Source organism: Streptomyces sp. NPDC006207 (assembly GCF_040613835.1).
Classification (GTDB): Bacteria; Actinomycetota; Actinomycetes; order Streptomycetales; family Streptomycetaceae; genus Actinacidiphila.
Window position 1 is genome coordinate 118,919 of the sequence record NZ_JBEXSX010000018.1, and the last position, 26,713, is coordinate 145,631.

The following is a 26,713-nucleotide window of genomic DNA, read 5'->3' on the forward strand; positions in this document are numbered from 1 at the left end:
GGAGAGCGCGAACAGGGGAAAGCGTGCGCTCGGTGCGCTACTGACAGTGGTCATCGGTGTGGCGCTGGCGGGTTGCAGCAGCACCGGGGGCCTGCGCGCGGAGCAGCGGGCCAAGGAGGCCCAGGCCAACGGATCGGCCGTCGACACACCGAAGTGGACGGTCGCCATGGTCACCCACGCCGGTGCCGGGGACAGCTTCTGGGACATCGTCCAGAAGGGCGCCCGGCAGGCCGCGGCCAAGGACAACATCAAATTCCTGTACTCCAACAGCGACCAGGGCAAGGACCAGGCGCAGCTGGTGCAGACCGCCATCGACCAGAAGGTCGACGGCCTCGTCGTCACGCTCGCCAAGCCCGAGGCCATGAAGGACGTCGTCCTGAAGGCGGAGAAGGCCGGCATCCCGGTCGTCACCATCAACTCCGGGTCCGCCCAGTCCAAGGAGTACGGCGCCCTGGCGCACATCGGCCAGGACGAGACCGTCGCCGGCGAGGCCGTCGGCGACGAGCTCACGGCGCGCGGCAGGAAGCACGTCCTGTGCGTGCTCCACGAGCAGGGCAACGTCGGCCACGAGCAGCGCTGCGCGGGCGTGAAGAACACCTTCGCGGGCACGACGGAGAACCTCTACGTCAACGGCACCAACATGCCGGACGTCCAGTCCGCCCTCCAGGCCAAGCTGGCGGCCGACCGTTCCATCGACGCCGTCGTGACCCTGGGCGCGCCCTACGCCGCCACCGCCGCCAAGGCGAAGGACCAGGCGGGCAGCCAGGCCGAGGTCGACACCTTCGACCTCAACGGCCAGGTCGCGGGCGCGCTGGAGGACGGCACCATCGGCTTCGCCGTCGACCAGCAGCCGTACCTGCAGGGCTACGAGGCCGTCGACCTGCTGTGGCTCTACCGGTACAACGCCGACGTGCTCGGCGGTGGCAGGCCCGTGCTCACCGGCCCGCAGATCGTCACCAAGGACGACGCGGCCGCGCTGAAGGACTACGCGAAGCGGGGCACCCGATGACCGCGGACAGCCTCGCGCCCCCGAGACGGCTCGGGCACCGCCTGCTCAGCCGCCCCGAGCTCGGGGCGGTCGTCGGCGCCGTGGCCGTCTTCGTCTTCTTCTCCGTGGCGGCCGACTCCTTCCTGCGGCCGGCGAGCCTGGGGACCGTCCTCTACGCGGCGTCCACCATCGGGATCATGGCGGTGCCAGTGGCGCTGCTGATGATCGGCGGCGAGTTCGACCTGTCGGCGGGCGTGCTGGTCACGTCCTCCGCCCTGGTGTCGTCGATGTTCAGCTACCAGATGACGGCGAACGTCTGGGTGGGCGTCGGCGTCTCGCTGCTCGTCACCCTCGCCATCGGCTTCTTCAACGGCATCATGCTGGCCCGCACGAAGCTGCCGAGCTTCATCATCACGCTGGGCACCTTCCTGATGCTCACCGGCCTCAACCTGGGCTTCACCAAGCTCATCGACGGCACGGTCAGCACCAAGTCCATCTCCGACATGGAGGGCTTCGCGTCGGCGCGGGCGCTGTTCGCCTCGCACCTGAGGATCGGCGACGTCGACCTCCAGGTGACCATCCTGTGGTGGATCGCGCTGGTCGCCGTCGCCACGTGGGTCCTGCTGCGCACCCGCGCCGGCAACTGGATCTTCGCCTCCGGCGGCGGCCCCGACGCGGCCCGCGCGGTCGGCGTCCCCGTCACCCGTACGAAGACGGGCCTGTACATGGCCGTCGCCTTCTGCGCGTGGATCTCCGGGCAGCACCTGCTGTTCTCCTTCGACGTCGTGCAGTCGGGAGAGGGCATCGGCAACGAGTTCCTGTACATCATCGCCGCCGTGATCGGCGGCTGTCTGATGACCGGCGGCTACGGCTCCGCCGTCGGCTCGGCGGTCGGCGCGTTCATCTTCGGCATGACCAGCAAGGGCATCGTCTACGCCGAGTGGAACCCAGACTGGTTCAAGTTCTTCCTGGGCGCCATGCTGCTGCTGGCGACGCTGCTCAACGCCTGGGTGCGCAAGCGGGCGGAGGCGGCGAAGTGACGGTCCTGGTGAAGCTGACCGACGTCAGCAAGGCGTACGGGCACGTGCGCGCCCTGGAGGGCGTCTCCCTGGAGGTGCACGCGGGGGAGATCACCTGCGTCCTCGGTGACAACGGTGCGGGCAAGTCCACCCTGATCAAGATCATCGCCGGGCTGCACCAGCACGACGGGGGCACTTACGAGGTCGAGGGCGTGCCCGTACGCCACGCCTCCCCCCGCGAGGCCCTCGACCGAGGCATCGCCACGGTCTACCAGGACCTGGCCGTCGTCCCGCTGATGCCGGTGTGGCGGAACTTCTTCCTCGGCTCCGAGCCGAGGAAGGGCCGCGGCCCCTTCAAGCGCCTGGACGTCGCCATGATGCGGGAGACCACGCGCACGGCACTGCGCGACATGGGGATCGACCTGCGCGACGTGGACCAGCCCATCGGCACCCTGTCGGGCGGGCAGCGGCAGAGCGTCGCCATCGCCCGGGCCGTGCACTTCGGGGCCAAGGTGCTCATCCTCGACGAGCCCACGGCGGCACTCGGCGTCCGGCAGTCCGGCGTCGTCCTGAAGTACGTCGCCGCGGCCCGGGACGCCGGGCTGGGTGTGGTCCTCATCACGCACAACCCCCACCACGCCCACCTCGTCGGCGACCGCTTCGTCCTGCTGCGCCGCGGCACGATGACCGGCTCCTACACCAGGGACGGGATCACGGTGGACGAGCTCACGCGGGAGATGGCCGGCGGCTCGGACCTCGAGGCGCTCGCGCACGAACTGCGCCGCCCGGCGCCGTGAGGGCGGGTGGGCGGCCCCCGGTCGTCCACCCGGGCACCCGCTCCGCCGGCGCCCGGGGCAGCGGGCCACGCCCCCGCCGGCCCCGGCACTTAGAATCACTCGGAGAAACGCCCCCGACCCCGGAGAGACGAGCCTTGCGAGCGACGACCGAGCAGCAGTTCGGGACCGAGTCCGGGATCGGATCCACGGGGGTGAACCGATGAGCATGTACCGAGGTGCCGCCCGCTCCTCCAGCAGTTCCACACTCCTGAGCACGGTGGGCCGCCGCGAGCGCCGCTCGCACCTCACCGCGCCCCGGGTCCCCACCGTCGGCATCGACATCGGCGGCACCAAGGTGATGGCCGGCGTCGTCGACGCGGACGGCACCATCCTGGAGAAGCTGCGCACCGAGACCCCGGACAAGAGCAAGAGCCCGAAGGTGGTCGAGGACACCATCACCGAGCTCGTCCTCGACCTGTCCGAGCGGCACGACGTGCACGCCGTGGGCATCGGCGCGGCCGGGTGGGTCGACGCGGACCGCTCCCGGGTGCTCTTCGCCCCCCACCTGTCCTGGCGCGACGAGCCGCTGAAGGCCCGCCTCACCGAGCGCCTGCGGGTCCCCGTCATGGTGGACAACGACGCGAACACCGCCGCATGGGCGGAGTGGCGCTTCGGCGCCGGCCGCGGTGAGAACGACCTCGTCATGATCACGCTAGGCACCGGGATCGGCGGCGCCATCCTGGAGGACGGCCAGGTCAAGCGGGGCCGCTACGGCGTCGCGGGCGAGTTCGGCCACATGCAGGTCGTGCCCGGCGGCCACCGCTGCGCCTGCGGCAACCGCGGCTGCTGGGAGCAGTACAGCTCGGGCAACGCCCTGGTGCGCGAGGCCCGCGAACTCGCGGCGGCGGAGTCCCCTGTCGCGTACGGGATCATCGACCGGGTCGACGGCCAGGTCCGGGAGATCACCGGACCGCTCATCACGGAGCTCGCCCGTGAGGGTGATCCGATGTGCGTCGAGCTCTTCCAGGACATCGGCCAGTGGCTGGGCGTCGGCATCGCCAACCTCGCCGCCGCCCTGGATCCTTCCTGCTTCGTCATCGGCGGCGGCGTCAGCGCGGCCGACGACCTGCTGATCGCCCCGGCCCGCGACGCCTTCCGGCGCCATCTGACCGGCCGCGGCTACCGGCCGGAGGCGCGTATCGTCAAGGCCCAGCTCGGCCCAGAGGCCGGGATGGTCGGCGCCGCGGACCTGGCGCGGCTGGTCGCGCGCCGCTTCCGGCGGGCCAACCGGCGGCGGGTCGAGCGGTACGAGCGCTACGCGAAGGTCGTCGGCAAGTGAGTGCCATGCCCGCGAGGAAGCCGCCGCGCTGGGTGCAGTGGACGGTCGTCCCGCTGCTGATCCTGGTGCCGATCGGCTACGTGATCATCTCCGCCGAGCAGAGCCGGGACAGCGGCGAGGAGAAGCAGCAGCAGGCCGCCGCCACCACGCTCACCTACCTGTGGCCCACCAAGGTGCAGCGGCGCATCTACGAGGTGCCGATCCCGTCCGGGTCGACGCCGGTGGCGTACCTGGAGACCAACAACTGGGCCTCCAGCTCTTTCTACGTGCAGTTCCGCACCAACCAGGGCGGCCTGGACACCTTCCTCGCCCAGGTCGGCACGAGCCGCTCCGCCCTGAGGGACGGCGACGTGACCGTGAGCCCGAAGCAGGCCCGCACGGTGCGCTGGACCTTCGGCACGGACCGCCGGTGGGCCGGTCTCAAGCTCAAGCAGCACGGCGACAAGCCGGACCACAACATCACGGTCGACCTCTCCAACACGGACCACCCCGTGGTCTATGTCGTGTCCACGATAAACTTCCGCTGACCGGCGCCCAGGCGCCGCAAGGGTCCCGCGCCGTCACGGGGCCCGGGCGTCCGTGCCCGCGAACGCCTCGATAGCGTGGAGCGAGTGACCGACGAGCAGACCCCCAAGACCCTCCAGCACCGCATCGACGGCCCGCAGGACGCCCCGGTCCTGGTCCTCGGCCCCTCACTGGGCACGACGTGGCACATGTGGGACCGGCAGATACCCGAGCTGACCCGGCAGTGGAGGGTTCTGCGGTACGACCTCCCGGGGCACGGCGGTGCCCCCGCCGACCCCTCTGCCTCCACCGCCGACCTCGCCGACCGCCTGCTGGGCACCCTGGACGAGGCCGGCGTCGAGCGCTTCGGCTACGCGGGCTGCGCTTTCGGCGGCGCCATCGGCACCCAGCTCGCGCTGCGCGCCCCGCAGCGCGTGGCCTCGCTCGCGCTGGTCTCCTCGGCCGCCCGTTTCGGAACCCCTGACGCATGGCGGCAGCTCGGCGTCGTCGTCCGTGCGAACGGCCTGGAGCAGATCGCCCTGAGCACCCCCGAGCGCTGGTTCGCCCCCGCCTTCCGTGCCGCCCAGGCCGCCATCGTGGACTGGTCCGTGCAGATGGCCCGCGCCGTCGACCCCGAGTGCTACATCGCCGCCTGCGAGGCGCTGGCCGCCCATGACGTGCGCGCCGAGCTGGGCCTGATCACCGTGCCGACGCTGGTCCTGGGCGGCGCCGAGGACCAGGTGACGCCGCCCGCCGACGCCCGGGCCCTGGTCGCCGGGATACCGGACGCGCGGCTCGCGGTCGTCCCCGGGGCCTCGCACCTGGTGCCGGTCGAGCAGCCCGCCGCCGTGGGCGAACTCCTCGTACGCCACTTCGAGGCCACCTGGACCGAGCAGCCCGCCGCCGTGACCCTCCCCGCGCAGCCCGCACATGCGGCCCCCGAGCCCGCTGCGGCGGCCCCCGTACGGCCCGCGCCGCAGCACCGGGGCGGTACCGCGGGCGAACGCCCGGACGCGTACGCGCAGGGCGACCGCACCCGGCGCGAGCTCCTGGGCGACGCCCACGTCGACCGGGCGGCGGGGGAGGCCGAGGAGTCCGCCGGGGACTTCGAGGAGTTCGTCACCCGCTACGCCTGGGGGGAGGTCTGGAACCGGCCCGGGCTCGACCGGCGCACCCGCAGCGTCGTCACCCTGACCGCGCTCGTCGCCGGCGGCCACCACACGGAACTGGCCGGGCACACCCGGGCCGCGCTGCGCGGCGGCCTCACCCCGGCCGAGATCGAGGAGGTGCTGCTGCACACCGCCGTCTACTGCGGGGTGCCCGCCGCCACCTCCGCCTTCGCGGTGGCGCGGCGTGTCATCCGGGAGGAGACTCGGCCACGGGAGTGAGCCCGCGCGCACGGCGGCAGCCCGGTCGCCCCGTCAGCCCCTTGCCATCCCCACCTGGATGCGGCGTGTGCGGTGCGCACGGCCCCGGCCATGATGGCCATGCAAAAGATCACCGCTCCGGAGGAGAGCCATGAAGCTGACGAAGAGGGGCCATGCCTGCGTCCGCCTGGAGAAGGACGGGCGCACGCTCGTCATCGACCCCGGAGCCTTCACCGAACCGGAGGCGGCGACGGGGGCGGAGGCGGTGCTCATCACGCACGAGCACGCGGACCACTTCAGCGAACAGCAATTGCGCGCCGCCCTGGAGGCCGACCCCGCCGCCGAGATCTGGACGTTGAAGAGCGTCGCCGACCAGGTGTCGGCCGCCTTCCCGGGCCGGGTCCACACCGTCGGCGAGGGCGACACCTTCAGTGCGGCCGGCTTCGACATCGAGGTGCACGGTCAGATGCACGCCGTGATCCACCCCGACATCCCGCGCATCACCAATGTGGGCTTCCTCGTCGACGGCTCCGTCTTCCACCCCGGCGACGCGCTCACCGTGCCCGGCCGGTCCGTCGAGACGCTGCTGCTGCCGGTGCACGCCCCCTGGAGCAAGGTCTCCGAGGTCATCGACTACCTCCGCGAGGTCAAGCCGGCCCGCGCCATCGACGTGCACGACGGGCTGCTCAGCGACATCGCGCGTACCGTCTACGACCGGCTGCTCGGCCCCGACGGGCCCGGTGTCGGCGGCGCGGAGCACGGCAGGCTGGCCCCCGGCGACAGCGCCGACCTGGGCTGACGACCTGCCGCGGACGGCCCCGGGGAACGCCGCGGGGCCGGTTGTCGGAGGCGGGCGGTACATTCGGGTCCATGCGCATCGCCACCTGGAACGTCAACTCGATCACCGCCCGCCTGCCGCGGCTGCTGCCCTGGCTGGAGAAGAACAGCCCGGACGTGCTGTGCATCCAGGAGACCAAGTGCGCCGAGGCGCAGTTCCCGTTCGACGAGCTGCGCGCCCTCGGCTACGAGACCGCCGTCAACGCCACCGGCCGGTGGAACGGCGTCGCCCTGCTGTCCAAGGTGGGTCTCGAGGACGTCGTCGTCGGCCTGCCCGGCGGCCCGCTGTACGAGGAGGTCGACGAGCCCCGCGCGGTCTCGGCGACCTGCGGCCCGGTCCGGGTCTGGTCGGTGTACGTGCCCAATGGCCGTGAGGTCGGCCACGAGCACTACGCCTACAAGCTGCGCTGGTTCGAGGCGCTGCGCGCGGCGGTCGCGCAGGACGCTGCCGGCGGGCGCCCCTTCGCCGTCCTCGGCGACTACAACGTGGCGCCCACCGACGAGGATGTGTGGGACCCCTCGGTCTTCGAGGGGCTGACCCACGTCACCCCCGCGGAGCGGGAGGCGCTGGCGCACCTGCGCGAGGCCGGGCTCAACGACGTGGTGCCCCGCCCGCTGAAGTACGACCGTCCCTACACCTACTGGGACTACCGCCAGCTGGCCTTCCCCAAGAACCGCGGCATGCGGATCGACCTGGTCTACGCGAACCAGGCCTTCGGCAAGGCGGTCTCCGACGCCTACGTCGACCGTGAGGAGCGCAAGGGCAAGGGCGCCTCCGACCACGCCCCCGTCGTGGTCGACCTCGACGTCTGACCGCTCCGGGGCAGGCCCACCGCGAAGCGCCCGCCGGCCCTGCGCTGGAACTCGACGTAGCCGCGCAGGCCGGGCGGGCAGGGCAGGTGCAAGGTGGCCGGATGCGCCACGTCGCGCAGGTCCACCACCAGGGCGTCGTCCGGCAGCCCGGTCAGCGCGCCCGCCAGCTCCGGGTCGGCGTCGGGCCGGGCCTGCCCCACGGGCGTGCCCCGCAGGTCGGGCCGGTAGGAGAAGACGTGCGAGGTCTCGGCGAGCCGCTCCAGCACGGCGGTGTGGTCCGGAGCCGTGCCGTCCGCCCGTTCGGGATCCGGATCCGGCTCGGGCACCGTGCGCTCCAGGGCCGTGAGCCCGGCCCGGGCCAGCAGGGTGACCCAGTCGACCAGTGACGGCGCGACGTACGCCCAGGTGTCGAGGAAGACGCCGGTCGCGGCGAACACCCGGCCCCAGGCGCCGGTGCCCTCGTCCACGTCGACGAAGAGCGTGTCCCCGCCCGACTCGTGCAGCAGGTGCGCGGAGCCGGGCGGCCCCACCGCCCAGCCACCGGGGTGCAGCCCGCGCTCCGGGGCCAGCCGGTACTCCTCCAGCCCCCCGATGCGGATCGACCGCACCCTGCCGACCAGGTGCCGCACCTCGTCGGGCAGCGGCACGCCCCACGCCGCGATCTCGGCGTCGTCCGCGCCGGGTGCCAGCCGCACCGTCCCCGGTGCCCGCGCCGCCAGTTCCTCCAGCAGCCGCCAGGCGCGGTCCGCCGCCCGTGCCGCGGCTTCCCGTTCATCCCGCATTGCATGGCCCTTCTCGCGCGGGGCAGCCTTACGTTACGTATTGTGCGGCAACGGAACGTATACAACGTGTCGTTACCGTTGGCATACGCCCGCGCGTACGCTCCCGGCCATGAAGAGCTTCTCCGTCGACATCGCCGCCGCCGTGCTCGAACCCGACCCCCTGGACCCGGAGCAGATCGTCTCCGGCTCCCCGGAGGTCACCGGAACGGTGCTGTGGCAGTCGCCCGACGGCACCCGTTCGAGGGGGATCTGGCAGATCACCCCGGGCGTGGTGACCGACACCGAGGCGGACGAGATGTTCGTGGTCGTCAGCGGGCGGGCCACCGTCGAGGTGGAGGGCGGACCGACCCTGGAGCTCGGCCCGGGTGACGTCTGCGTCCTCCGCGAAGGAGACCGCACGACATGGACCGTCCACGAGACACTCCGCAAGGCCTACGCCATAGGCTGATGCCCATGGACATCTCCTTCCTGGACAGATGGCGCAAACGGTACGGCGAGGTCCGCGGCGCGGCCGTACCGGAGTCCCTCGCCGAGGACCCGGAAGGAGTCGCGGAACTGCTCTCCGAGTGCCAACTGCTGCGCGCCAGGGCCGAGGCCGAGGGCGTGGAACTGGACGACACGGCCGCCTCTTTGGAGCGCCTGGACCAACTGGTGCCGCGCTGGCGCGACGATCCGGACGAGCTGTCCTGGCTCGGCAACGACGCCGGGCTCTACCTCGGCACGGTCGTCGTGCGCACCGTGCCGGGCGCGAGCTGGCAGATCTGGCCCAACGGCCGGCCCGTCATCCTGCTGGCCTCCGGCCGTGAACTCGACGTCGTCGAGGCCGGCCACGAGTGGGCGGAGAGCGGCACCCCGGAGCTGTCCCAGGTCCACGCCGAGGCGTCCGAGGCCTGAGCGCCGCCCGGCGCTCCTAGATGACGCGCTCGGCCTCGCCGAGCATGGCCTCGAACCAGCGGTCGAAGCCATAGAGCACCGAGCCGGGCGGCGTGGCGGAGAGCCGGTAGACCAGCGAGCCCCGCGGGTCCGCCGGCGGTCCGATGACGGAGACGAAGGCGGCACCGTCGAGGCGCACCAACCGCCACACCGGCGCGGTGCGGTAGCGGTAGACCTCCAGCTGAATCGTTCCTTCATCGGCGAGGGCGGCGAGCATGTCCTCCGCGAAGCGCAGGCTCGACGCGAAGAAGCGCGGTGTCTCGCCGACCTCCTCCGCGATCCGGGCGACCGCGGGGCTCTCCGGGTGCAGCAACAGCAGCCGCATGCGGGGAGGAGACCCGGTCCGGCCGTCGCGGGTCAGGGGCCCCCGCAGCAGCGAGTCGCCGAGCGCCACCAGGCCCAGGGCGCGCACGCCCACCACGTCCACCGCGTCGGCGCTCGCGGCCGCCTCGCGGATCTCCGCGGCCGCCTCGGGCTTGGTCAGCGCGACCGCCGCGACCTGCGGATGGTCCATCAGGTCGCGGACGCCGTACGAGCGCAGGCGGCGCGGCGCGAGCCCCATGAGCATCCGTGCGTGGTCCGGCATGCGCAGGCCCTGCGCGATGCGCTCGAACACGTCGAACCGCACCACCGAGCGGCGCCCCCGCACGATCTCGTTGACCCGGCCCTGCAGCAGCCCCGTTGCGGCGGCGATGCGCGACTGGCTCGCGCCGCCGTACTGCTGCGCGAACCGCAGGATCGCCCCGGCGTCGCGGGCCCGCAGGGCCTCCCGTATCTCCTCGCGCTCCCAGGCCCACGCGGGGATCTCGACGGCAGCGCCGGCAACCGGTCCCGACATCCACGACTCCCGTCCGTACCGGCGCCGGTTCCTTCCACCGGCGTTACCAGCGGGTATGTCGTGGTGAGAATAGCGCGGGGGTATCGCGTGCACGTGTGCTTCACGGAATGCTCGGCGCCACCTACGACACCTGTGAGGTGGTCACATGGGGGACAACTTGGCCGCACAGCCCCCGTTCCGGCGCGTCGCCCCCGGCGCCGACCGCGGTGCCGGAGACGAGTCCCCTCCGGATACCCTCCATACCCACGGTCCGGCGGCCGAACCCGTCCCGGCCCCACCCGCCACCGTCCTGCTGGGCGAGGTCTTCCTGCCCGCCGACGACCTGGCGCCCGCCCAGGCGCGCCGCATCCTGGCGGCGACCCTGGACGCGTGGGACCTCGGGTACCTGATGGACCCCGCGAGCATCGTCCTCGCCGAGCTCGTCTCCAACGCCGTGCGGCACGCCGGGGGCCGGCGTGTGGGCGTCACGCTGTCGCGGCGGCTGACGCTGGTGCACATGTCGGTCCGCGACGGCTCCCGCACTCCGCCCTGCCTGGTGCTGACCGGGCGGGTCCCCGACACGACGGGGAGCGCCCGCGGTCTTCAGGTGGTTTCCGCCCTCACCTACCGCTGGGGGACAGACCTCCTGCCGGGCGGCAAGCGTGTCTGGGCCGAGATCGCCGTCTGACGGGGCGTCGGGAGGTGCATGATGGGGTCATGGACTCCCTGCAGCAGATGCCCAACATCGGCGCGGTCCTGGCCGAGCGCCTTCGCAGCGCCGGTGTGCCGGACGCCGACGAGCTGCGCCGCCTCGGATCCGGAGGGGCCTTCGCGATGATCCGCGAAGGGCTTCCCGAGGACGCCTGCACCCACACCCTGCTCGCCCTCGAGGGCGCGATCCGCGGTACCCGCTGGACCGCCATCCCCAAGGCCGACCGCGACGCGCTGGTCGGCCGGGTGCTCGGCGAGGGCCACGCGGGCGCCGCAGCCGGAGGCCGTTAGCGATCGCACGCCACCACCGGGCCGAGGGGCGCGGCCTCGCCGGGTCCGGCCACGCGCCCGCCCGGCAGCCGGTCAGGACGAGAAGTCGATGCTGTACGCCACACGCCAGCGGTCGGCGCGGATCACCGTGTCCGAGGTCTCCACGGCGCGGTCGTCGGCGTCGAAGTACGTCCGCTGGACCGCCGTCACGCACTGGCCGTGCGCACAGCCGAGGGTCTGCGCCTCCCAGCCGGTGGCGGGCCGTGATTCCAGGACCTCGCGGGCCCGCACCACGCGGACCCCGATCGCGGCCAGCCGTCCCCGCACACCACGGCGGGCGTAGGGGCCGCGTTCGGGGTGCGCGACGTCCGTGCCGTCGGTGATGGCCAGCGGTTCCCAACTGGTCGCGAGCTGCACGGGCCGGCGGTTCGCCAGGTACTCGTAACGGGTCATCACCACCGGGTCGCCGGTGGCGATGCAGAGCCGCTCGGCGATGGCCGGCGGGGCGGTCGTGGTGACCGTCGAGGACTCCCAGTCCACCATTGCGGCGTCACCGGCGACCCGTGTGGCGAAGGGTGAGTCGACGGCGCCGGTGCCGCGGTCGAGCGTCCCCCGGGCCGAACGGTCGATCACGAACACCCCGCGGCCGAACTGCCCTTCGACGTAGCCCGCCGCCTTCAGCACGCGCACTGCCCGGTCGACGGTCTGGTCGCTCGCCCGGTAGGCCTCCTTCAGCCGGGAACGGGAGGGGATGCGGGACTCGGGCTTGAGGAGTCCCTCGTCGATCCGCCGCATGAGGTCGTCGGCGATCCACTGGTACACCGGCGCCGGCTCGGCCATCCCCGCTGTCCTCTCTCCCGCTCCTGGCACGACGTTAGGTACGCAGGCCACAGCTGCGTACCGAGGTACGCACGCTACGGGAGTGACGGTCGGCGAAGCGGCAGGGAGAGCCGGGACGGGTCCGCCGCCGGGGAGGAGAAGGCCAGCCCGGAGAAGGCCGGGTTGTGCTCGATGTAGAGGGGGTCGACGGTGTCCACGACCACGGTCAGGCGGTGGCCGGCCGGGACGTCGTAGGCGGTGGAGTACAGCTCCAGGTCCACCGCGAAGGGGCTTCCCGGGGTGCGGTCGGTGAAGGTGTAGGGGGCGTGCGTGATCAGCTTGCCGATGCCGAGGGAGTTCACGTCGTACAGGTAGGCCACGAAGGTGCCCCGGGAGGCCGAGGGCGTCACCGTGGTGTGCAGCACGGGGGTGCCGCGGACCTGCTGCACGGTCTCGTCGCGGGGACTCTGCCAGACCGCGGCGAAGGTGCGCGGCAACAGCGGTACGGAGACGACGGGCGGCGCCTGCGCGAGCTGGTCGGCGAGCGAGGAGAGGAAGATGATGCCGCCGTCCGCGCCCGAGTCGACGTTCGCGGCGATGCGGCGGGTGCCGTCCAGCGGCAGCTCGCGGGTGGCCGAGGGTACGGCCGACCAGCTGCCGTACCCCTCGTAGCCGCCACCGCTGCGGGAGGCCAGGCGGACCGGCTGCTCCTTGTCGATGCCGTTGTCCACGCCCTTGAGGTGGTGGTCCAGCCAGCGCCGCGTGTCGGACCAGACGTCGTTGGGCAGCCCGAACAGCCCCGTGATCTCCGGTGTCGCGTGGTCGCCCGGGCGGAACTCCAGGCGCTTGGGGACGGTCAGCCGGTCGTAGAACGAGGCGAGCTGGTTGGGCGAGAAGATCGTGTCGCCCCAGGCGTTGGCGAGCATCACGGCGGTGCCGTTGGCGTTGATCCGGTCGAGGTAGGTGCCGGGGGAGCGCAGCCGGCTCCAGGCGATCAGCTCGTCCTCCTGGTCGTAGTCGGAGGCCAGGAAGTCGGTGAGCACCCGCTGGAACTCGGCGCTGGGCCGGCCCGTGAGGTATCCGGCGGCGCCGAGCAGCAGGGAGGACTGCAGGTGCTGGGTGCGGCCGCCGTAGATGGACTCGGTCAGGTCCGCCCAGCCGCTGAGCGCCGCCACCGCCTTGACGCGGGGGTCGTGCGCGGCGCCCATGAGGGTCAGTCCGGCACCGTAGGAGACGCCGGCCATGCCGATCCGGCCGGGGTCCGCGGGGGTGTTGGCGAGCGTCCAGTCGATGACCCTCGAGATGTCCGCGACGTCGAGCGGCCCGGCGACGTCGATCGTCCCGCCGGAGAGGTAGAAGCCACGAGCGGTGTAACTCACCACGACGTAGCCGGAGTCGGCGAGCTTCTGCGCCTGGGCCAGGTACTGCAGGTCGTTCAGGCCCCAGCTGCTGGGGAGGACGACGGCGGGATAGCGCGCACTTGCGTCGCGACCGCCGTTGCCCGAAGGGGTGAAGACGTTCCCCTTGAGGGTGATCCCGCCGGCTCCCGGGATGTCGACGAAGCGGACGGAAGGGGCGGCGGTGCCCGCCACGCGGGCCGTGCCGGCCGCGGTGCCCGGGCCTGCGAGCGGGGTCGCGTGCGCGGCGGGGGCCGCGATGCCCAGTGCCGCGGTGGCGAGCAGGACGGCGGAAAACGTTCCCGCGGTGGTACGAAGCGCTCTCATGGCGGCTCCAGATGTCCCCGTGACAAAGTGACTGGAGAGTAACCAGAGCCGCTTACCGTTGGTAATACCTCTGCATGTTACGCGCCAGTAACGATTGCCCTGAGCTGAGGGAACGTCAGTCCATCGAGCGAACTTGCGACGCATCCATTGACTTCGGCCACGCGGGACGCCGAATCTGAACCCGTCAGCGTCGACAGGGGGAGGGCCCGATGGGTGTCGGACGTGCATCGATCCTGGGAGCGGCCGCGGCGGCGGCCGCGCTCGTGCTCGCCGCGGTGAGCACGGTTCCGGCCACCGCGCACTCGCGCGACGGCCACCATCAAGGCAACGGTCACGGCAACGGCCACCGGGACGCGTACGTCGCGCTCGGGGACTCGTACACGTCGGGACCGCTCATCCCCGACCAGGTGGACGCCAATTGCGCCCGGTCGAACCGGAACTACCCCTCGTTGGTGGCGGGGCGGCTGAGAGGCACCAGCCTGACCGACGTGAGCTGCGGCGGGGCCACCACCGCCGAGATGTGGAAGGCGCAGGGCAGCAACCCGCCGCAGCTGGACGCCCTGAGCCGGCGGACCTCCCTGGTCACCCTGCAGATCGGCGGCAACGACGTCGGCTTCGGGAGCATCATCCGCACCTGCGCCGGCGCCGCGGTCTCCGACCCGACCGGCAATCCCTGCGAGAAGTACTACACGGCGGGTGGAACCGACCGGTTGCGGGCCGCCGTGGAGCAGACGGCACCGAAGATCGACGCCGTGCTGGACGCCATCCACCACCGCGCGCCGCGGGCCCGCGTCGTGGTCGTCGGCTACCCGGCGCTGCTCCCCGACAGCGGGGTCGGCTGCCGCCCGGCCGTGCCCTTCGCCGACAAGGACTTCGCCTACCTCCGGGACACCGAGAAGCGGCTCAACGCCATGCTGGCCCGTCGTGCCAAGGCCGCCCACGCGACCTACGTCGACACCTACACCCCGACCGTCGGCCACGACATGTGCACGGCCCCCGGCGTCCGCTGGATCGAGCCGCTCACGCCCGCCGCTCCGGCCGCGCCCGCCCATCCCAACGCGCTGGGCGAGAAGGCCATGGCCGCTGCCGTCCTGGACCGGATCTGCGTGCGCGGCCGCATATGACGGGGCCGCGGGGGCCCGTGCCCCCGCGGCCGTCCCGCCCGGTCCCGGGCCGTCACTCCGCGGCGACGGCCACCGGCGGGCTGGCGGGGGTCTTGGCCTCGCGGGTGACGTCGGCGACGACCTCCACCACGTCGGGTCCGTAGGCGTCGGAGTTGACGACCTTCAGCAGCAGGCAGAAGGTGCCGTCCACCCCGTACTTGCGGGACAGTCGCTGGTAGTGGCGGGCGAGGTAGCGCACGGCGGCCTGGTTGGTCACCCCGCGCTGGCCGGAGGCGAGGAAGACCGGGCGGTTGTTCCCGGTGTTCTCGTTGGCAGCCAGCCGGGCCAGGAAGACGTACTCCACCTTGCCCTTCTCCATACGGTAGGTCTCGCCGCCCACGGTCAGCGCGCCCTGGTCCTCGACGGGCCCGGTGAAGTCGTTGACCTGGAAACCGGGCAGCATGGAGCGCAGGTGCGCCGCCATGCGGTGGTTGGATATCGGACCGCCGACGCAGAACTCGGTGCGCGCGCCGAAGCCCTGCCAGGCGGTGTCGTGGGGCAGGATCTCGGCGTGCGCTCCGCACTCCTTGATCAGCGCGGACAGTTCGATCAGCGCGAAGACGTCATGGCGCGCCACGCTCCATCCCCGTGTCGAGCCCGGATCGCGGTTGATCACCAGCAGGCACTCCGAGCCGGTGGGCAGCCCGAAGAAGCGCTGTTTGCGCCGCAGCTTGCGCCGCCACAGGTACGTGCGGACGAACCAGCCCAGCGCGGCGCTGATACCGCTCGCGGCGAGTCCCAGGACGAAGTTGCGCACGTCGTCGCTCATGGGCCGGGATCGTAGTTGAGGCGTTCCTGACGAGGAAGGCAGGGTGGGGTTAGGCTGCCCGGACGGTCGCCCCAGTGGAGGTCCACGTATGCGTCGTCACGCTGTACGGAGTCTGTCGCTGCTCGCCGTAACCGCCACCGCCGCGCTGTCGGTGGCCGCGGCCCCGCCGGGGGCGGACGCCCGGGCCCGGGACGCCACACCCGCCAAGGTCCCGCTCGCCGTCGGCTACGGGGGCGCGGTCTCCAGCGTCGACGCCGACGCCTCCGCCGCCGGCATCGAGGTGCTGCGGCGCGGAGGGAACGCCGTGGACGCCGCGGTCGCCACCGCGGCCGCCCTGGGCGTCACCGAGCCGTACTCCTCGGGCATCGGCGGCGGCGGTTACTTCGTGTACTACGACGCGAGGCAGCGCAAGGTCCACACCATCGACGGCCGCGAGACGGCCCCCAAGAGCGCCACCGACAAGCTCTTCGTCGAGAACGGCCAGCCGCTGCCGTTCAACGACGCCGTCACCAGCGGTCTGAGCGTCGGCGTCCCCGGTACTCCCGCGACCTGGGACACCGCCCTGAGATCCTGGGGCAGCCGCAGCCTGGGTGACGTGCTGCGACCCGCCGAGCGCCTCGCGCACGACGGGTTCACGGTGGACGCCACCTTCCGCAGCCAGACGGAAGCCAACCAGGCGCGCTTCAAGGACTTCCCGGCCACCGCCGCGCTCTTCCTGCCCGGCGGGCAGCTGCCCGCGGTGGGTTCCACGCTCAAGAACCCCGACCTCGCCCGCACCTACGACGAGCTGGGCCGCAAAGGCGTCTCCGCCGTCTACAGCGGCGGCATAGGCGCCGACATCGTGAACACCGTGCGCAAGCCGCCCGTGGACCCGGCCGCGACGCGGGTCGTCCGCCCCGGCGACCTCACGACGGCGGACCTGAAGGCCTACAAGGCCAAGCCGCAGGACCCGACCCGGGTCTCCTACCGCGGCCTGGACGTCTACGGCATGGCGCCCTCCTCCTCCGGCGGCACCACCGTCGGTGAGGCGCTGAACATCCTGGAGCGGACCGGCAGACTCTCCCGGCTCTCCGACGCCCAGTACCTGCACCGCTTCCTCGAGGCGAGCAGGATCTCCTTCGCCGACCGCGGACGCTGGGTCGGCGACCCGGCCTTCGAGAAGGTCCCGACCGCGGGGCTGCTGTCGCAGTCGTTCGCGGACTCCCGGGCCTGCCTGATCAAGGACGACGCGGTGCTGACCAGCCCGGTCGCCCCGGGCGACCCGTACCACCCGGCGCGCTGCGGCAGTGGCGGCAAGGCCGCCCCGACGACGTACGAGGGCGAGAACACCACGCACCTCACGGTCGCCGACAAGTGGGGCAACGTCGTCGCGTACACGCTGACCATCGAGCAGACCGGTGGCAGCGCCATCACCGTCCCCGGGCGCGGTTTCCTGCTCAACAACGAGCTGACCGACTTCTCGTTCGTCCCTGCGAGCGCCTCGGTGCACGACCCCAACCTGCCGGGCCCCGGGAAGCGGCCGCGCTCCTCGATGTCGCCGACGATCGTGCTGAAGGACGGCCGCGTCGACTTCGCGCTCGGCTCGCCCGGCGGCGCCACGATCATCACCACCGTGCTGCAGGTGCTGACCGAGCACGTCGACCGCGGGCTGCCGCTGGTGGACGCGATCGCCGCGCCGCGCGCGAGCCAGCGCAACGCCGCGACCACGCAGGTCGAGCCGGCCTTCCTCGCGAGCGACGTGGCGGCGGAGCTGAAGGACATCGGGCACAGCTTCGCCGACGCGGGTGAGATCGGTGCGACGACGGGCGTCCAGCGACTGCCGGACGGCCGCTGGCTCGCCGCCGCCGAGACGGTGCGCCGCGGCGGCGGCTCGGCGATGGTGGTTCAGAGCACCACGCGGTAGTGGGTCGTCAGGCGCCGCTCGTCGTCCAGCACGTGGAAGGCGACGCCGGGCGGCGCCGAACGGTCGGCGACCGAGCCGTCCTGTGCGCCCTCCCACGGCATGCGCAGCGTCCACGTCACCCCGGGCGCGGCGATCAGGGGCCGCCCGGCGAAGGTGGTGGCGGCGGGCGTGTGCGCGTGCCCGGTCAGGACGGCGATCACCTCGGGGTGCGCGGCCAGCAGTTCCTCCAGGGGCCCGGGCCCGCCCAGCCGGTAGCCGTCGGGCAGCGGATGGTGGAGCGCGACGGGCGGGTGGTGGAAGGCCACCAGCGCGGGCGTGCCGGGGGCCAGCCCGTCCAGCGTCGAGGACAGCCACCGCAGGGTCTCCTCGTCCAGGAGGCCGTCGTCCTCCTCCGGGATCGTCGAGTCGCACATCAGCACCGCGGTCCCGGCGAGGAGGTGCGCGCGGTTCACCGGTTCCGCCGCCTCGGCCTCGCCCAGCAGCGCCTTGCGGTAGGCGGCCCGCCGGTCGTGGTTGCCCGGGCAGGGGAGCACCGGGAAGGGCGCTTCCAGGATCCGGGCCGCCTCCTCGTACTCGGCGGGGGCGCCGTGGTCGGCGATGTCCCCGGTGACCAGCAGCGCGTCCGGCGGCCGGGGAAGCCCGCGCAGGTACGCCATGACGCGGGTGGCGCGCTCCGTCGAGCGTTCGGTGCCGTCGAGATGCAGGTCGCTGATGTGAGCCAGCAGCAGCATGGGCCGCTCCCCTCTAGGCTTAATGCTTAATTCGAGTCCTAACATTAGAACGGTAGGGTGCGGCGGGCGGACGATCAAGAGGAGGGGCGCCGTGGAGCGCTACCTGGCCCTGGAACTGGTGAGCACCATCCGGCACGACGGCGACGGAGGGGTCGCCGACGACCTCGGCGACCCTTCCGCGCTGACGGCGTGGGTCCGCGAACACCTTCGCGGGTCCGGCGGCTTCACCGCCGACGATGCCGCCCTCGCCGACGTCCTCGCACTCCGCCGTGCCGTCCGGGCCCTGTTCGCCCGCGCCGTGGCGCCCGGGCCGTCCAGCTCCGCCGACGCCCGGCGTCTGATGCCCGCGGAGGAGGCCCTCGCCCACCTCAACGCCGCCGCGGCTCGGGTCCCCGTCGTCCCCCGGCTCGTGTGGGAGGCGGAGCAGGCTCCCGTGGCCCGTCTCGTGCCCGGGGCGGAGCGCGACGACCCCGCCGCCCGGATCGTCGCCGAACTGGCCCGCGCGGCCGTCGACTTCCTGGCCGGACCCGAGCGGGAACGGCTGCGTGCCTGCACCGCGCCCCGGTGCGTCCGGTACTTCGTCAAGTCCCACGGCCGTCAGGAGTGGTGCAAGCCGTCCTGCGGCAACCGGGCCCGTGTCGCCCGGCATTACCGTCGTCACCACCCGGAGGCGGCCGGGTCCTGAGGGCCGGGGGACGCCTCCGGCGGCGGCCCCGGCCGGGGGCGCGCCGCCGTGCCTCCGCGCGGGGCCCGGGCGCCCGTGCAGCCTCTGCCCCTTCCGTGAAAACTCTCCGTAGCACCGCCGTAACACAGCGGGTGTCGAATGCCGTGCGGACCACACGCTTCCGCCGCCAGGCGGCGGACAGGGAGGAGCGACAGTGGAGCGCGGGGCGCACAGCCAGGCCATCGAGCAGGTAGGCGAGTTCGCCGGGTACCTCCGGGGGCTCGTCGGCGCGGCGGGCGACACGCCCGGCTGGTACGCGGTCTTCGCCGAACGTGATCCCGACGGCGTACGGGCCTGGCTCGACGGCACCGACGTCCCGCCGTGGGACGTCGTCCTCGCCCTCCTCCAGGACGTCGCCACCGCCCGTGGCACCCATCCGGCGCAGGAGGCGGCCCAGCGCGCCCGCAGGCTGCATTCTGCCGCCGTCGCCGCCCACGACGCCGTACCGGGCGGGGAGGCGGCGCTGAGTTCACGGCTGGACGTCTTACTCCGGGAACGCCAGTACGCGGTGCTGCACGAGCGTGACGTCGCCGCCGCGCTGCGCGGCGCCCCCACCCCCGCGGAGGCGGAGCGTCTGGGCAACGAGCTTGCCTGGGCCCGCGACGACCGCGAACGGGCCGTCGCGCGCTGCGCGGAGGTGCAGGCGCGCCTCGACGCGGTCCGCTCCCGCCCCGCCGTGCCCGACGGGTGGTTCCGCCCGGAGGCGGACCGGATCCCCCGGGTGCCGACGCCCCGCGCCCCGGCCACGCCCCCGTACCCGCCCGACGCCGGCCAGGCCGCCGCACCCGCACCCGCACCCGCGCCCGGCGACGGCACCCCCGCGCAGGCCCGGACGGACCACCGGCCCTCCGGGCGTGCGCGCAAGGAACGCCCGCGCGGCGGAGCACGGTACGGCGGGGCCCGCTTCGCCGGGGCGCCCGAGGCCGAGGTGGTCGTGCCGCCGGTCGTGCCGCCCGTGGCGGCACCGGAGGACGGCGCCGCCCCTGGCCCCCGCGGGGCGCGCTTCGCCGGCGCGGCGGGCCAGGACACCCCCCACGCCCGCGAGGCCGCGCACGGGCACACCGACGTCCGGGAGGCGCACGTCCGCAGGGAGGCCGCGCGGGCGACCGCGGCACGCATGGCGGAGCTGCGCCGCACCGGCCGCACCGGCGAGGCGTACTTGCTGATGAGCGAGGCCGTCGCAGGCCCGCCCGAGGACGCTCCTGAGCTCGCGGCCGCGCTGGAGCGCTCGGGACTGGCCGCCGACGTGGCCACCCTGCTGTGGGAGCTGGCCGCGCAGCCCCCGCACCGTCTCGCGGCCGCCGCGATTGCCCTGGACTCGGCCGGCCGCGGTGACGACTGCAGGACCCTGCTGCACCAGGCGGCCGCCCGGCCCGCCGCCGAGATCGCCGCGACCGCCGGGGCCCTCCTCGACGCCGGCCACCGGGACGCGGCGCTGAGCCTGCTGGTCGCCCTCGTGCGCGCCCGCAGCCCGGAGACGGCCGCCGGCATCGCCCACGAGGGCGCCGGGCTCGTCGGCCCGCTCCTGGACGCGGCGGGTCTGGTGTCGGTGTCCAAGCGCCGCGACGTGGCCGCCGCACTGCGCCGAGCGGGTCTGCCCGGCCGCGAAATCTGATCGGCTTCGTTGAGTAACGGCGCCGGTATTGCCACAGTGGGCTGTGGGCTCTTACGTTCGTCCCAGCGCCGGATCTACGTGCGTAGACCAGCCCGCCGTTCCGGCGTGACCTCGCGTCAAAGGAGCTGTCATGCCCAATGTCGTACGCGCCGCGCTCGTCCAGGCGACGTGGACCGGTGACACCGAGTCGATGATCGCTAAGCACGAGGAGCACGCCCGCGAGGCGGCCGCGCGGGGAGCCCAGGTGATCGGCTTCCAGGAGGTGTTCAACTCCCCGTACTTCTGCCAGGTGCAGGAGGCCGAGAACTACCGGTGGGCCGAGCGGGTGCCGGACGGCCCGACCGTGCAGCGCATGCAGGCGCTCGCCCGGGAGACGGGCATGGTGATGGTGGTGCCGGTCTACGAGATCGAGCAGGACGGCTTCTACTACAACACCGCCGCCGTGATCGACGCCGACGGCAGCTACCTCGGCAAGTACCGCAAGCACCACATCCCGCAGGTCAAGGGCTTCTGGGAGAAGTACTACTTCAAGCCCGGCAACCTGGGCTGGCCGGTCTTCGACACGGCCGTCGGCAAGGTCGGCGTCTACATCTGCTACGACCGCCACTTCCCCGAGGGCTGGCGGGCACTCGGCCTCGCCGGCGCGCAACTGGTCTACAACCCCTCGGCGACGCACCGCGGGCTCTCCTCGTACCTGTGGCAGCTGGAGCAGCCGGCCGCGGCCGTCGCCAACGAGTACTTCGTCGCCGCCATCAACCGGGTCGGCCAGGAACTGGACTACGGCGACAACGACTTCTACGGCACGTCCTACTTCGTCGACCCGCGCGGCCAGTTCGTGGGCGACGTCGCCTCCGACAAGGAGGAGCAACTGATCGTGCGCGACCTGGACCTCGACCTGATCCCCGCGGTGCGCCAGCAGTGGGCCTTCTACCGGGACCGCCGCCCTGACGCCTACGGCACCCTGACGGAGGCGTGAACACGTCCATGACCATCACCGAGAACCCGCACGCCGCGCTCCACTCCCGCCACCAGGCCGTGATGCCGCAGTGGCTGGCGACGTACTACCGGGAGCCGATCGAGATCACCCACGGCGAGGGCCGCCACGTCTGGGACGCCGAAGGCCGGCAGTACCTGGACTTCTTCGGCGGCATCCTCACCACCATGACCGCGCACGCCCTGCCCGAGGTCACCGCCGCGGTCCGCGAGCAGGCCGGGAGGATCCTGCACTCCTCCACGCTCTACCTGAGCTCCCAGGCGGTCGACCTCGCCGAGCGCATCGCCCGTCTGTCGGGCATCCCGGACGCCCGGGTCTTCTTCACCACCTCCGGCACGGAGGCGAACGACACCGCGCTGCTGCTCGCCACCACGTACCGCAGGTCCAACCAGATCCTGGCGCTGCGCAACAGCTACCACGGCCGCTCCTTCTCGGCGATCGGCATCACCGGCAACACCTCCTGGTCGCCGACGAGCCTGTCGCCGCTGCAGACGCTGTACGTGCACGGGGGCGTCCGGCACCGCGGCCCGTACGCGCACCTGTCCGACGCCGAGTTCACGGCCGCGTGCGTGACGGACCTGGAGGACATGCTCGGCCAGGCCAACGGCCAGGTCGCCGCCCTGATCGCCGAGCCGATCCAGGGCGTCGGGGGCTTCACCTCGGGCCCGGACGGGCTGCTGGCGGCCTTCAAGGAGGTCCTCGACCGGCACGGCATCCTGTGGATCACCGACGAGGTGCAGACCGGCTGGGGCCGCACCGGTGAGCACTTCTGGGGCTGGCAGGCGCACGAGGGCTCCGGCCCGCCGGACGTCCTGACCTTCGCCAAGGGCGTCGGCAACGGCCTGTCCATGGGAGGAGTCGTCGCCCGCGCCGAGGTGATGAACTGCCTCACCGCCAACTCCATCTCCACGTTCGGCGGCAGCCCCATCACCACGGCCGGCGCGCTGGCCAACCTCCAGTACCTCCTCGACCACGACCTGCAGGGCAACGCACGGCGCGTGGGCGGCCTGCTCAAGTCGCGGCTTGAGGCCATCTCCGCCGGGCTCCCGGTGGTCCGGGAGGTGCGCGGCCGCGGACTGATGCTCGGCGTCGAGCTGGCCTCGCCGGCCGCGGCGGGCGTGGTCCTCGAAGCGGCCCGCGAGGGGGGCCTGCTGATCGGCAAGGGCGGGCGGGCCGGCGACGCGCTGCGCATCGCGCCGCCGCTCTCGCTGACCGTCGCCGAAGCGGAGGAAGGCGCCTCGATCCTGGAGTCCGCGCTCAAGCAGGCGCAGAGCGAGCTGGGCGACGGCCCGGCCTGACGGTACGCCACAAGGCCGGGGCCGCGGGCCCCGGCCCGCGCCGCCGCGGTCAGAGCTTCAGGTCGACGACGAGCGGCCGGTGGTCGGAGACCGGCACGGCCGGCGCCCACGCCGAGCGCACGGCGGCCCGCCCGACCCCCGCCGCCAGCACGTGGTCGAACTGCACCACGGGACGGTGCGAGGGGTAGGTGCGCGTACGGGCCAGCGCCCGCCAGGCCCCGCCCAGCGCCAGTGAGGGCACCGGGCCCACCAGGTTGAGGTCGCCCAGCAGCAGATGGGGCCGGGGCAGACCGGCGATCCAGCGGCGGACCGCGGTCAACTGGCCCACGTTCCAGCCGGGGACGAACGACAGGTGCACGGCGACCACCGTGAACGGGCCGCGGGCGCCCTCCAGGACGGCGGCCAGCGCGCAGCGCGGCTGGTCGGCCGTCATCCGGAGCCCGGCGAGCCCGGGCACCCGCAGGGGCATGCCCACGGGCGAGGGGGACAGCCGCCGGGCCCGCCATTCCCGTACGGGGAGCCGGGTCGCCAGGGCGATCCCGTGCGACGGCGGGCCCTCGCCCCGGTCCGTGTCCTTGGGCCCGGACACCCGCATCCCGGGTACGGCCGGATCGGGCACCCACCCGGTGCCGGGCACCGAGCGGCCGTGGACCGCCGACGCGTAGCGCCAGTCCCGGGCGCCCGACGCCGCGGCGGCGGCCGCGGCCTGGTCGACCCGGCCGGACCGCTCCTGGAAGCGGTCGAGCTCCTGCAGCGCGAGGACGTCGGCGTTCAGGGACGCGACGGCGCGGGCGAGCGGCTCCCCGGCGGCAGCACCGCCGGGGAAGGGGGCCGGTCCGCCGTCCCTGATCGGCAGGCCGTGCAGCACGTTGAACGTCGCGAGCCTCATGGGCGCCCCACCCGCGGTGCGGCGGCGGGCGAGGGTGACGGGGCGTCGGCCCGGCGTCGCGGACGGCCCGGTCTGCGGAAGTGGGCGCACGGCGGGTACGCCTCGAAGGCGACGTCGAGCTCGGGCCCGCGTCGCCGGCCTCCGGGCTCCAGCGCCGGGGTGAACTGCTCGACCAGGGCCATGTGCCCCTTCACCACGCCCTTCTGACGTGGCCCCTGACCGGCCGCCCACGCCAACTGCGTGGCGGCGAAGGAGAACGTGCCGCGGCCGCCGACGAGGAACAGCGTCCACGCGTGGCCGACCGGCCGCAGCCGGTCGCGGGAGTCCGCGTGACGAAACGGCCGCCACCATGCGTCGGCGTCGCGCGCCGTGCGCGCCTCGTCCGTGCGGACCGTCAGCGGCACCCCGCCCGTCAGCCGGTGGCGCAGCCGGGGCCACCGGCTCACCCGCAGGCCCGCCGAGTGGTGGACCAGGACGAGGTCGCCGCGGCCGTCGCGCAGCGGGACGTGGACCGCGAGGGAGAACAGTCCGGCCGGCGTCGAGAGCCCTGCGTGGTCGCCGACCGGGAAGCCGTGCGCGGCGGGGTCGGTGAGCGCCGTGTGACGCGGGGGATGCCAGGTCTGCACGACGCGGGGCTCCACCGGGCCGGTACGCGGGCGGAAGTGACGCAGCCTCAGCCGCATGCGGGGTCCTCCATCCTGCCATGGTCGCCGTGCCGCCGCGGCCGGGGCAACGCGATTTCGCACCTCGTCGCCTACAGACCCGCACGCCCGGTTCATGGCATATTGTGAGCGTTCGCCGTACGGGGGTGCGGAGGAGGAGCGAGCGCCCCCGCCGATGGGGAGCAGCGGTATTGCCACCGTGGGTGACCGGTCATACGTTTTCCACCATGGCGGGGTCTACGTGCGTAGAGCCTTTCCGACATGGCATCGAGGTTTCCGGGGACCCCGCCCTCAGCCAGTGGAAGGAGTGGGAGCATGAGCCGCATCGTCATCCGGGGCGGACTGGTCGTCACCGCCGCGGAGGAGGTCCACGCCGACGTCCTCGTCGAGGGGGGCAGGGTCGCCGCCCTCGCGTCGCACGACTCCGACGCGGCGCAGGGCTGGACCGCGTCCGCCGACCGCGTCATCGACGCGACCGGGACGTACGTCATCCCGGGCGGTGTCGACGCCCACACCCACATGGAGCTGCCCTTCGGCGGTACCCACGCCTCGGACACCTTCGAGACCGGCACCCGGGCCGCCGCCTGGGGCGGTACGACGACGATCGTGGACTTCGCCGTCCAGTCGGTGGGCGAGTCGCTGCGTGCCGGACTCGACACCTGGCACGCCAAGGCCGACGCCCAGTGCGCCGTCGACTACGGCTTCCACATGATCCTCTCCGACGTGAACGAGGACACCCTCAAGGAGATGGACATCCTCGTCGAGGAGGGCGTCACCAGCTTCAAGCTGTTCATGGCCTACCCCGGTGTCTTCTACAGCGACGACGGCAAGATCCTGCGGGCCATGCAGCGCGGTGCCGACAACGGCGGCCTGATCATGATGCACGCGGAGAACGGCATCGCCATCGACGTGCTCGTCGAGCAGGCGCTGGCCGCGGGCAAGACCGACCCCCGCTACCACGGCGAGGTGCGCCACGCCCTCCTCGAGGCCGAGGCGACCCACCGCGCGATCCGGCTGGCCCAGGTCGCGGGCTCCCCGCTCTACGTCGTCCACGTCTCCGCGCAGCAGGCCGTCGAGCAGATCGCCCTCGCCAGGGACGAGGGGCTGAACGTCTTCGGGGAGACGTGCCCGCAGTACCTGTTCCTGTCCACGGACAACCTGGCGGAGCCGGACTTCGAGGGCGCCAAGTACGTCTGCTCGACGCCGTTGCGCCCGAAGGAGCACCAGGCGGTGCTCTGGCGGGCCCTGCGGACCAACGACCTGCAGGTGGTGTCCACGGACCACTGCCCGTTCTGCTTCGTGGGGCAGAAGGAACTGGGCCGGGGTGACTTCTCGAAGATCCCCAACGGTCTGCCGGGGGTGGAGAACCGGATGGACCTGCTCCATCAGGCGGTGGTGGACGGGCACATCAGCCGGCGCCGGTGGATCGAGATCGCCTGCGCGACCCCGGCGCGGATGTTCGGGCTGTACCCGCGCAAGGGCACCATCGCGCCGGGCGCGGACGCCGACATCGTCATCTACGACCCCGACGCGGAGCAGGTCATGTCCGCCTCCACCCACCACATGAACGTCGACTACTCGGCCTACGAGGGCCGGCGGATCACCGGCCGGGTCGACACCGTGCTCTCCCGCGGCGAGCCCGTCATCGACGGCCGGGAGTACGTCGGACGGGCGGGCCACGGCCAGTACACCCCGCGCGGAACCTGCCAGTACCTCATCTGAGAAAGGCGCGTGGACCCATGGACTTCGGACTCGTCCTGCAGACGGACCCGCCCGCCTCGGGGGTCGTGGAGCTGATGCGGCGCGCCGAGCGCAACGGCTTCACCCACGGCTGGACCTTCGACTCCACGGTGCTGTGGCAGGAGCCGTTCGTCATCTACAGCCAGATCCTCGCGCGGACGGAGCGGATGGTCGTCGGCTCCATGGTCACCAATCCGGGCACCCGTACCTGGGAGGTGACCGCGTCCACCTTCGCCACGCTGAACGAGATGTTCGGCAACCGGACGATCTGCGGCATCGGCCGGGGCGACTCGGCGATGCGTGTGGCGGGCCGCAAGCCCAACACCCTCGCCCGCATCGAGGAGGCGATGCACGTCATCCGCGATCTCGCCGAGGGCCGCGAGGCCGACCTCGGCGGCACCGTCATCCGCATCCCCTGGATCAAGGAGGGGGCGCAACTGCCGGTGTGGATGGCGGCGTACGGGCCGAAGGCGCTGGCGATCGCCGGGGCGAAGGCGGACGGGTTCATCCTGCAGCTCGCCGACGT

At 72.9% G+C, this 26,713-nt stretch carries 28 protein-coding genes; 20 read left to right on the forward strand and 8 right to left on the reverse strand.

Features of this window, described 5'->3' with window-relative positions; genetic code table 11:
- Positions 1-46 precede the first annotated feature (46 nt).
- The 8 genes from ABZ312_RS17180 (at position 47) to ABZ312_RS17215 (ending at position 7,643) form a co-directional block, all read left to right on the forward strand.
- Positions 47-1,009 (forward strand): sugar ABC transporter substrate-binding protein, encoded by a 963-nt coding sequence (locus ABZ312_RS17180; RefSeq protein ID WP_500321616.1) that lies wholly within the window; start codon positions 47-49, stop codon positions 1,007-1,009.
- A complete protein-coding gene (locus tag ABZ312_RS17185; RefSeq protein ID WP_500321615.1) occupies positions 1,006-2,028 on the forward strand; it encodes an ABC transporter permease in 1,023 nt (340 codons plus the stop codon). Before ABZ312_RS17180 ends, ABZ312_RS17185 begins: the two co-directional genes overlap by 4 nt.
- On the forward strand, positions 2,025-2,804 hold the full coding sequence (locus ABZ312_RS17190; RefSeq protein ID WP_500321614.1) for an ATP-binding cassette domain-containing protein: 780 nt from the start codon (positions 2,025-2,027) through the stop codon (positions 2,802-2,804). The genes ABZ312_RS17185 and ABZ312_RS17190 overlap by 4 nt, the downstream gene beginning before the upstream one ends.
- A gap of 199 nt (positions 2,805-3,003) precedes the next feature.
- Positions 3,004-4,122 (forward strand): ROK family glucokinase, encoded by a 1,119-nt coding sequence (locus tag ABZ312_RS17195; protein WP_499514778.1) that lies wholly within the window; start codon positions 3,004-3,006, stop codon positions 4,120-4,122.
- A 5-nt stretch (positions 4,123-4,127) separates the two neighbouring features.
- Positions 4,128-4,649 carry a hypothetical protein gene (locus ABZ312_RS17200; protein WP_500321613.1) on the forward strand — a complete coding sequence of 174 codons (522 nt, stop codon included), beginning with the start codon at positions 4,128-4,130 and terminating at the stop codon, positions 4,647-4,649.
- Positions 4,650-4,733: 84 nt separating this feature from the next.
- The gene (gene pcaDC, locus ABZ312_RS17205; protein ID WP_500438030.1) at positions 4,734-6,014 is read left to right on the forward strand and encodes a bifunctional 3-oxoadipate enol-lactonase/4-carboxymuconolactone decarboxylase PcaDC; all 1,281 of its coding nucleotides are present in this window, start codon (positions 4,734-4,736) and stop codon (positions 6,012-6,014) included.
- Between the two features lie 130 nt (positions 6,015-6,144).
- A complete protein-coding gene (locus ABZ312_RS17210; RefSeq protein ID WP_500321611.1) occupies positions 6,145-6,792 on the forward strand; it encodes an MBL fold metallo-hydrolase in 648 nt (215 codons plus the stop codon).
- Between the two features lie 71 nt (positions 6,793-6,863).
- Positions 6,864-7,643: an exodeoxyribonuclease III gene (locus ABZ312_RS17215; protein WP_500357017.1), complete on the forward strand. Its 780-nt coding sequence runs from the start codon at positions 6,864-6,866 to the stop codon at positions 7,641-7,643.
- On the opposite strand, the gene ABZ312_RS17220 is transcribed toward ABZ312_RS17215, so the two are convergent.
- Entirely contained in the window at positions 7,568-8,425 is an 858-nt protein-coding gene (locus ABZ312_RS17220) for an SMI1/KNR4 family protein (RefSeq protein WP_500321609.1), read from the reverse strand. The genes ABZ312_RS17215 and ABZ312_RS17220 overlap by 76 nt on opposite strands.
- A gap of 109 nt (positions 8,426-8,534) precedes the next feature.
- Between ABZ312_RS17220 and ABZ312_RS17225 the strand changes: the two genes are divergently transcribed.
- Together ABZ312_RS17225 and ABZ312_RS17230 are read left to right on the forward strand one after the other, a co-directional pair.
- Positions 8,535-8,873: a cupin domain-containing protein gene (locus ABZ312_RS17225; RefSeq protein ID WP_499514784.1), complete on the forward strand. Its 339-nt coding sequence runs from the start codon at positions 8,535-8,537 to the stop codon at positions 8,871-8,873.
- 5 nt (positions 8,874-8,878) lie between these two features.
- Positions 8,879-9,319, forward strand: coding sequence for a DUF6278 family protein (locus ABZ312_RS17230; protein ID WP_500438032.1), 441 nt, complete (start codon positions 8,879-8,881; stop codon positions 9,317-9,319).
- A gap of 16 nt (positions 9,320-9,335) precedes the next feature.
- Here the strand turns inward: ABZ312_RS17230 and ABZ312_RS17235 are convergent, their stop codons facing one another.
- The gene (locus ABZ312_RS17235; RefSeq protein ID WP_500321607.1) at positions 9,336-10,196 is read right to left on the reverse strand and encodes a helix-turn-helix domain-containing protein; all 861 of its coding nucleotides are present in this window, start codon (positions 10,194-10,196) and stop codon (positions 9,336-9,338) included.
- 145 nt (positions 10,197-10,341) lie between these two features.
- On the opposite strand from ABZ312_RS17235, the gene ABZ312_RS17240 reads away from it, so the two are divergent.
- Together ABZ312_RS17240 and ABZ312_RS17245 are read left to right on the forward strand one after the other, a co-directional pair.
- Positions 10,342-10,863, forward strand: a complete 522-nt coding sequence (locus ABZ312_RS17240) for an ATP-binding protein (RefSeq protein WP_500357012.1) — start codon at positions 10,342-10,344, stop codon at positions 10,861-10,863.
- Positions 10,864-10,892: 29 nt separating this feature from the next.
- Positions 10,893-11,177 (forward strand): TfoX/Sxy family DNA transformation protein, encoded by a 285-nt coding sequence (locus tag ABZ312_RS17245; RefSeq protein ID WP_326571765.1) that lies wholly within the window; start codon positions 10,893-10,895, stop codon positions 11,175-11,177.
- Positions 11,178-11,249: 72 nt separating this feature from the next.
- Here ABZ312_RS17245 and ABZ312_RS17250 read toward each other — a convergent pair whose 3' ends face one another.
- Positions 11,250-11,996: a GntR family transcriptional regulator gene (locus ABZ312_RS17250; RefSeq protein ID WP_500321605.1), complete on the reverse strand. Its 747-nt coding sequence runs from the start codon at positions 11,994-11,996 to the stop codon at positions 11,250-11,252.
- A gap of 74 nt (positions 11,997-12,070) precedes the next feature.
- Positions 12,071-13,699, reverse strand: a complete 1,629-nt coding sequence (locus ABZ312_RS17255) for a CocE/NonD family hydrolase (protein WP_500357010.1) — start codon at positions 13,697-13,699, stop codon at positions 12,071-12,073.
- A gap of 209 nt (positions 13,700-13,908) precedes the next feature.
- On the opposite strand from ABZ312_RS17255, the gene ABZ312_RS17260 reads away from it, so the two are divergent.
- Complete coding sequence (locus ABZ312_RS17260; RefSeq protein ID WP_500321603.1) at positions 13,909-14,823, forward strand: SGNH/GDSL hydrolase family protein; 915 nt, start codon at positions 13,909-13,911, stop codon at positions 14,821-14,823.
- A 52-nt stretch (positions 14,824-14,875) separates the two neighbouring features.
- Here ABZ312_RS17260 and ABZ312_RS17265 read toward each other — a convergent pair whose 3' ends face one another.
- Complete coding sequence (locus ABZ312_RS17265) at positions 14,876-15,631, reverse strand: hypothetical protein (RefSeq protein WP_500321602.1); 756 nt, start codon at positions 15,629-15,631, stop codon at positions 14,876-14,878.
- A gap of 88 nt (positions 15,632-15,719) precedes the next feature.
- Here ABZ312_RS17265 and ggt point away from each other — a divergent pair, with 88 nt between their 5' ends.
- Positions 15,720-17,534 (forward strand): gamma-glutamyltransferase, encoded by a 1,815-nt coding sequence (ggt, locus tag ABZ312_RS17270; RefSeq protein WP_500321601.1) that lies wholly within the window; start codon positions 15,720-15,722, stop codon positions 17,532-17,534.
- Here the strand turns inward: ggt and ABZ312_RS17275 are convergent.
- A complete protein-coding gene (locus ABZ312_RS17275; protein WP_500438034.1) occupies positions 17,516-18,265 on the reverse strand; it encodes a metallophosphoesterase in 750 nt (249 codons plus the stop codon). The two genes, ggt and ABZ312_RS17275, sit on opposite strands and share 19 nt — an antisense overlap.
- A gap of 91 nt (positions 18,266-18,356) precedes the next feature.
- Here ABZ312_RS17275 and ABZ312_RS17280 point away from each other — a divergent pair, with 91 nt between their 5' ends.
- From ABZ312_RS17280 to ABZ312_RS17295, 4 genes are all read left to right on the forward strand, one after another.
- A complete protein-coding gene (locus ABZ312_RS17280; RefSeq protein ID WP_500438036.1) occupies positions 18,357-18,950 on the forward strand; it encodes a CGNR zinc finger domain-containing protein in 594 nt (197 codons plus the stop codon).
- A gap of 193 nt (positions 18,951-19,143) precedes the next feature.
- The gene (locus ABZ312_RS17285; RefSeq protein WP_500438038.1) at positions 19,144-20,604 is read left to right on the forward strand and encodes a hypothetical protein; all 1,461 of its coding nucleotides are present in this window, start codon (positions 19,144-19,146) and stop codon (positions 20,602-20,604) included.
- 130 nt (positions 20,605-20,734) lie between these two features.
- The gene (locus tag ABZ312_RS17290; protein WP_500438040.1) at positions 20,735-21,580 is read left to right on the forward strand and encodes a nitrilase-related carbon-nitrogen hydrolase; all 846 of its coding nucleotides are present in this window, start codon (positions 20,735-20,737) and stop codon (positions 21,578-21,580) included.
- Between the two features lie 8 nt (positions 21,581-21,588).
- Positions 21,589-22,896, forward strand: a complete 1,308-nt coding sequence (locus ABZ312_RS17295; protein WP_500357006.1) for an aspartate aminotransferase family protein — start codon at positions 21,589-21,591, stop codon at positions 22,894-22,896.
- Between the two features lie 49 nt (positions 22,897-22,945).
- Here ABZ312_RS17295 and ABZ312_RS17300 read toward each other — a convergent pair whose 3' ends face one another.
- Together ABZ312_RS17300 and ABZ312_RS17305 are read right to left on the reverse strand one after the other, a co-directional pair.
- On the reverse strand, positions 22,946-23,785 hold the full coding sequence (locus ABZ312_RS17300) for an endonuclease/exonuclease/phosphatase family protein (protein ID WP_500321595.1): 840 nt from the start codon (positions 23,783-23,785) through the stop codon (positions 22,946-22,948).
- Positions 23,782-24,468 (reverse strand): hypothetical protein, encoded by a 687-nt coding sequence (locus tag ABZ312_RS17305; RefSeq protein ID WP_500438042.1) that lies wholly within the window; start codon positions 24,466-24,468, stop codon positions 23,782-23,784. Before ABZ312_RS17305 ends, ABZ312_RS17300 begins: the two co-directional genes overlap by 4 nt.
- 294 nt (positions 24,469-24,762) lie before the next feature.
- Here ABZ312_RS17305 and hydA point away from each other — a divergent pair, with 294 nt between their 5' ends.
- Positions 24,763-26,169 (forward strand): dihydropyrimidinase, encoded by a 1,407-nt coding sequence (hydA, locus tag ABZ312_RS17310; RefSeq protein WP_500438044.1) that lies wholly within the window; start codon positions 24,763-24,765, stop codon positions 26,167-26,169.
- A gap of 17 nt (positions 26,170-26,186) precedes the next feature.
- A partial coding sequence (locus tag ABZ312_RS17315) for an LLM class flavin-dependent oxidoreductase (RefSeq protein ID WP_500438045.1) occupies positions 26,187-26,713 on the forward strand: 527 nt, incomplete at its 3' end.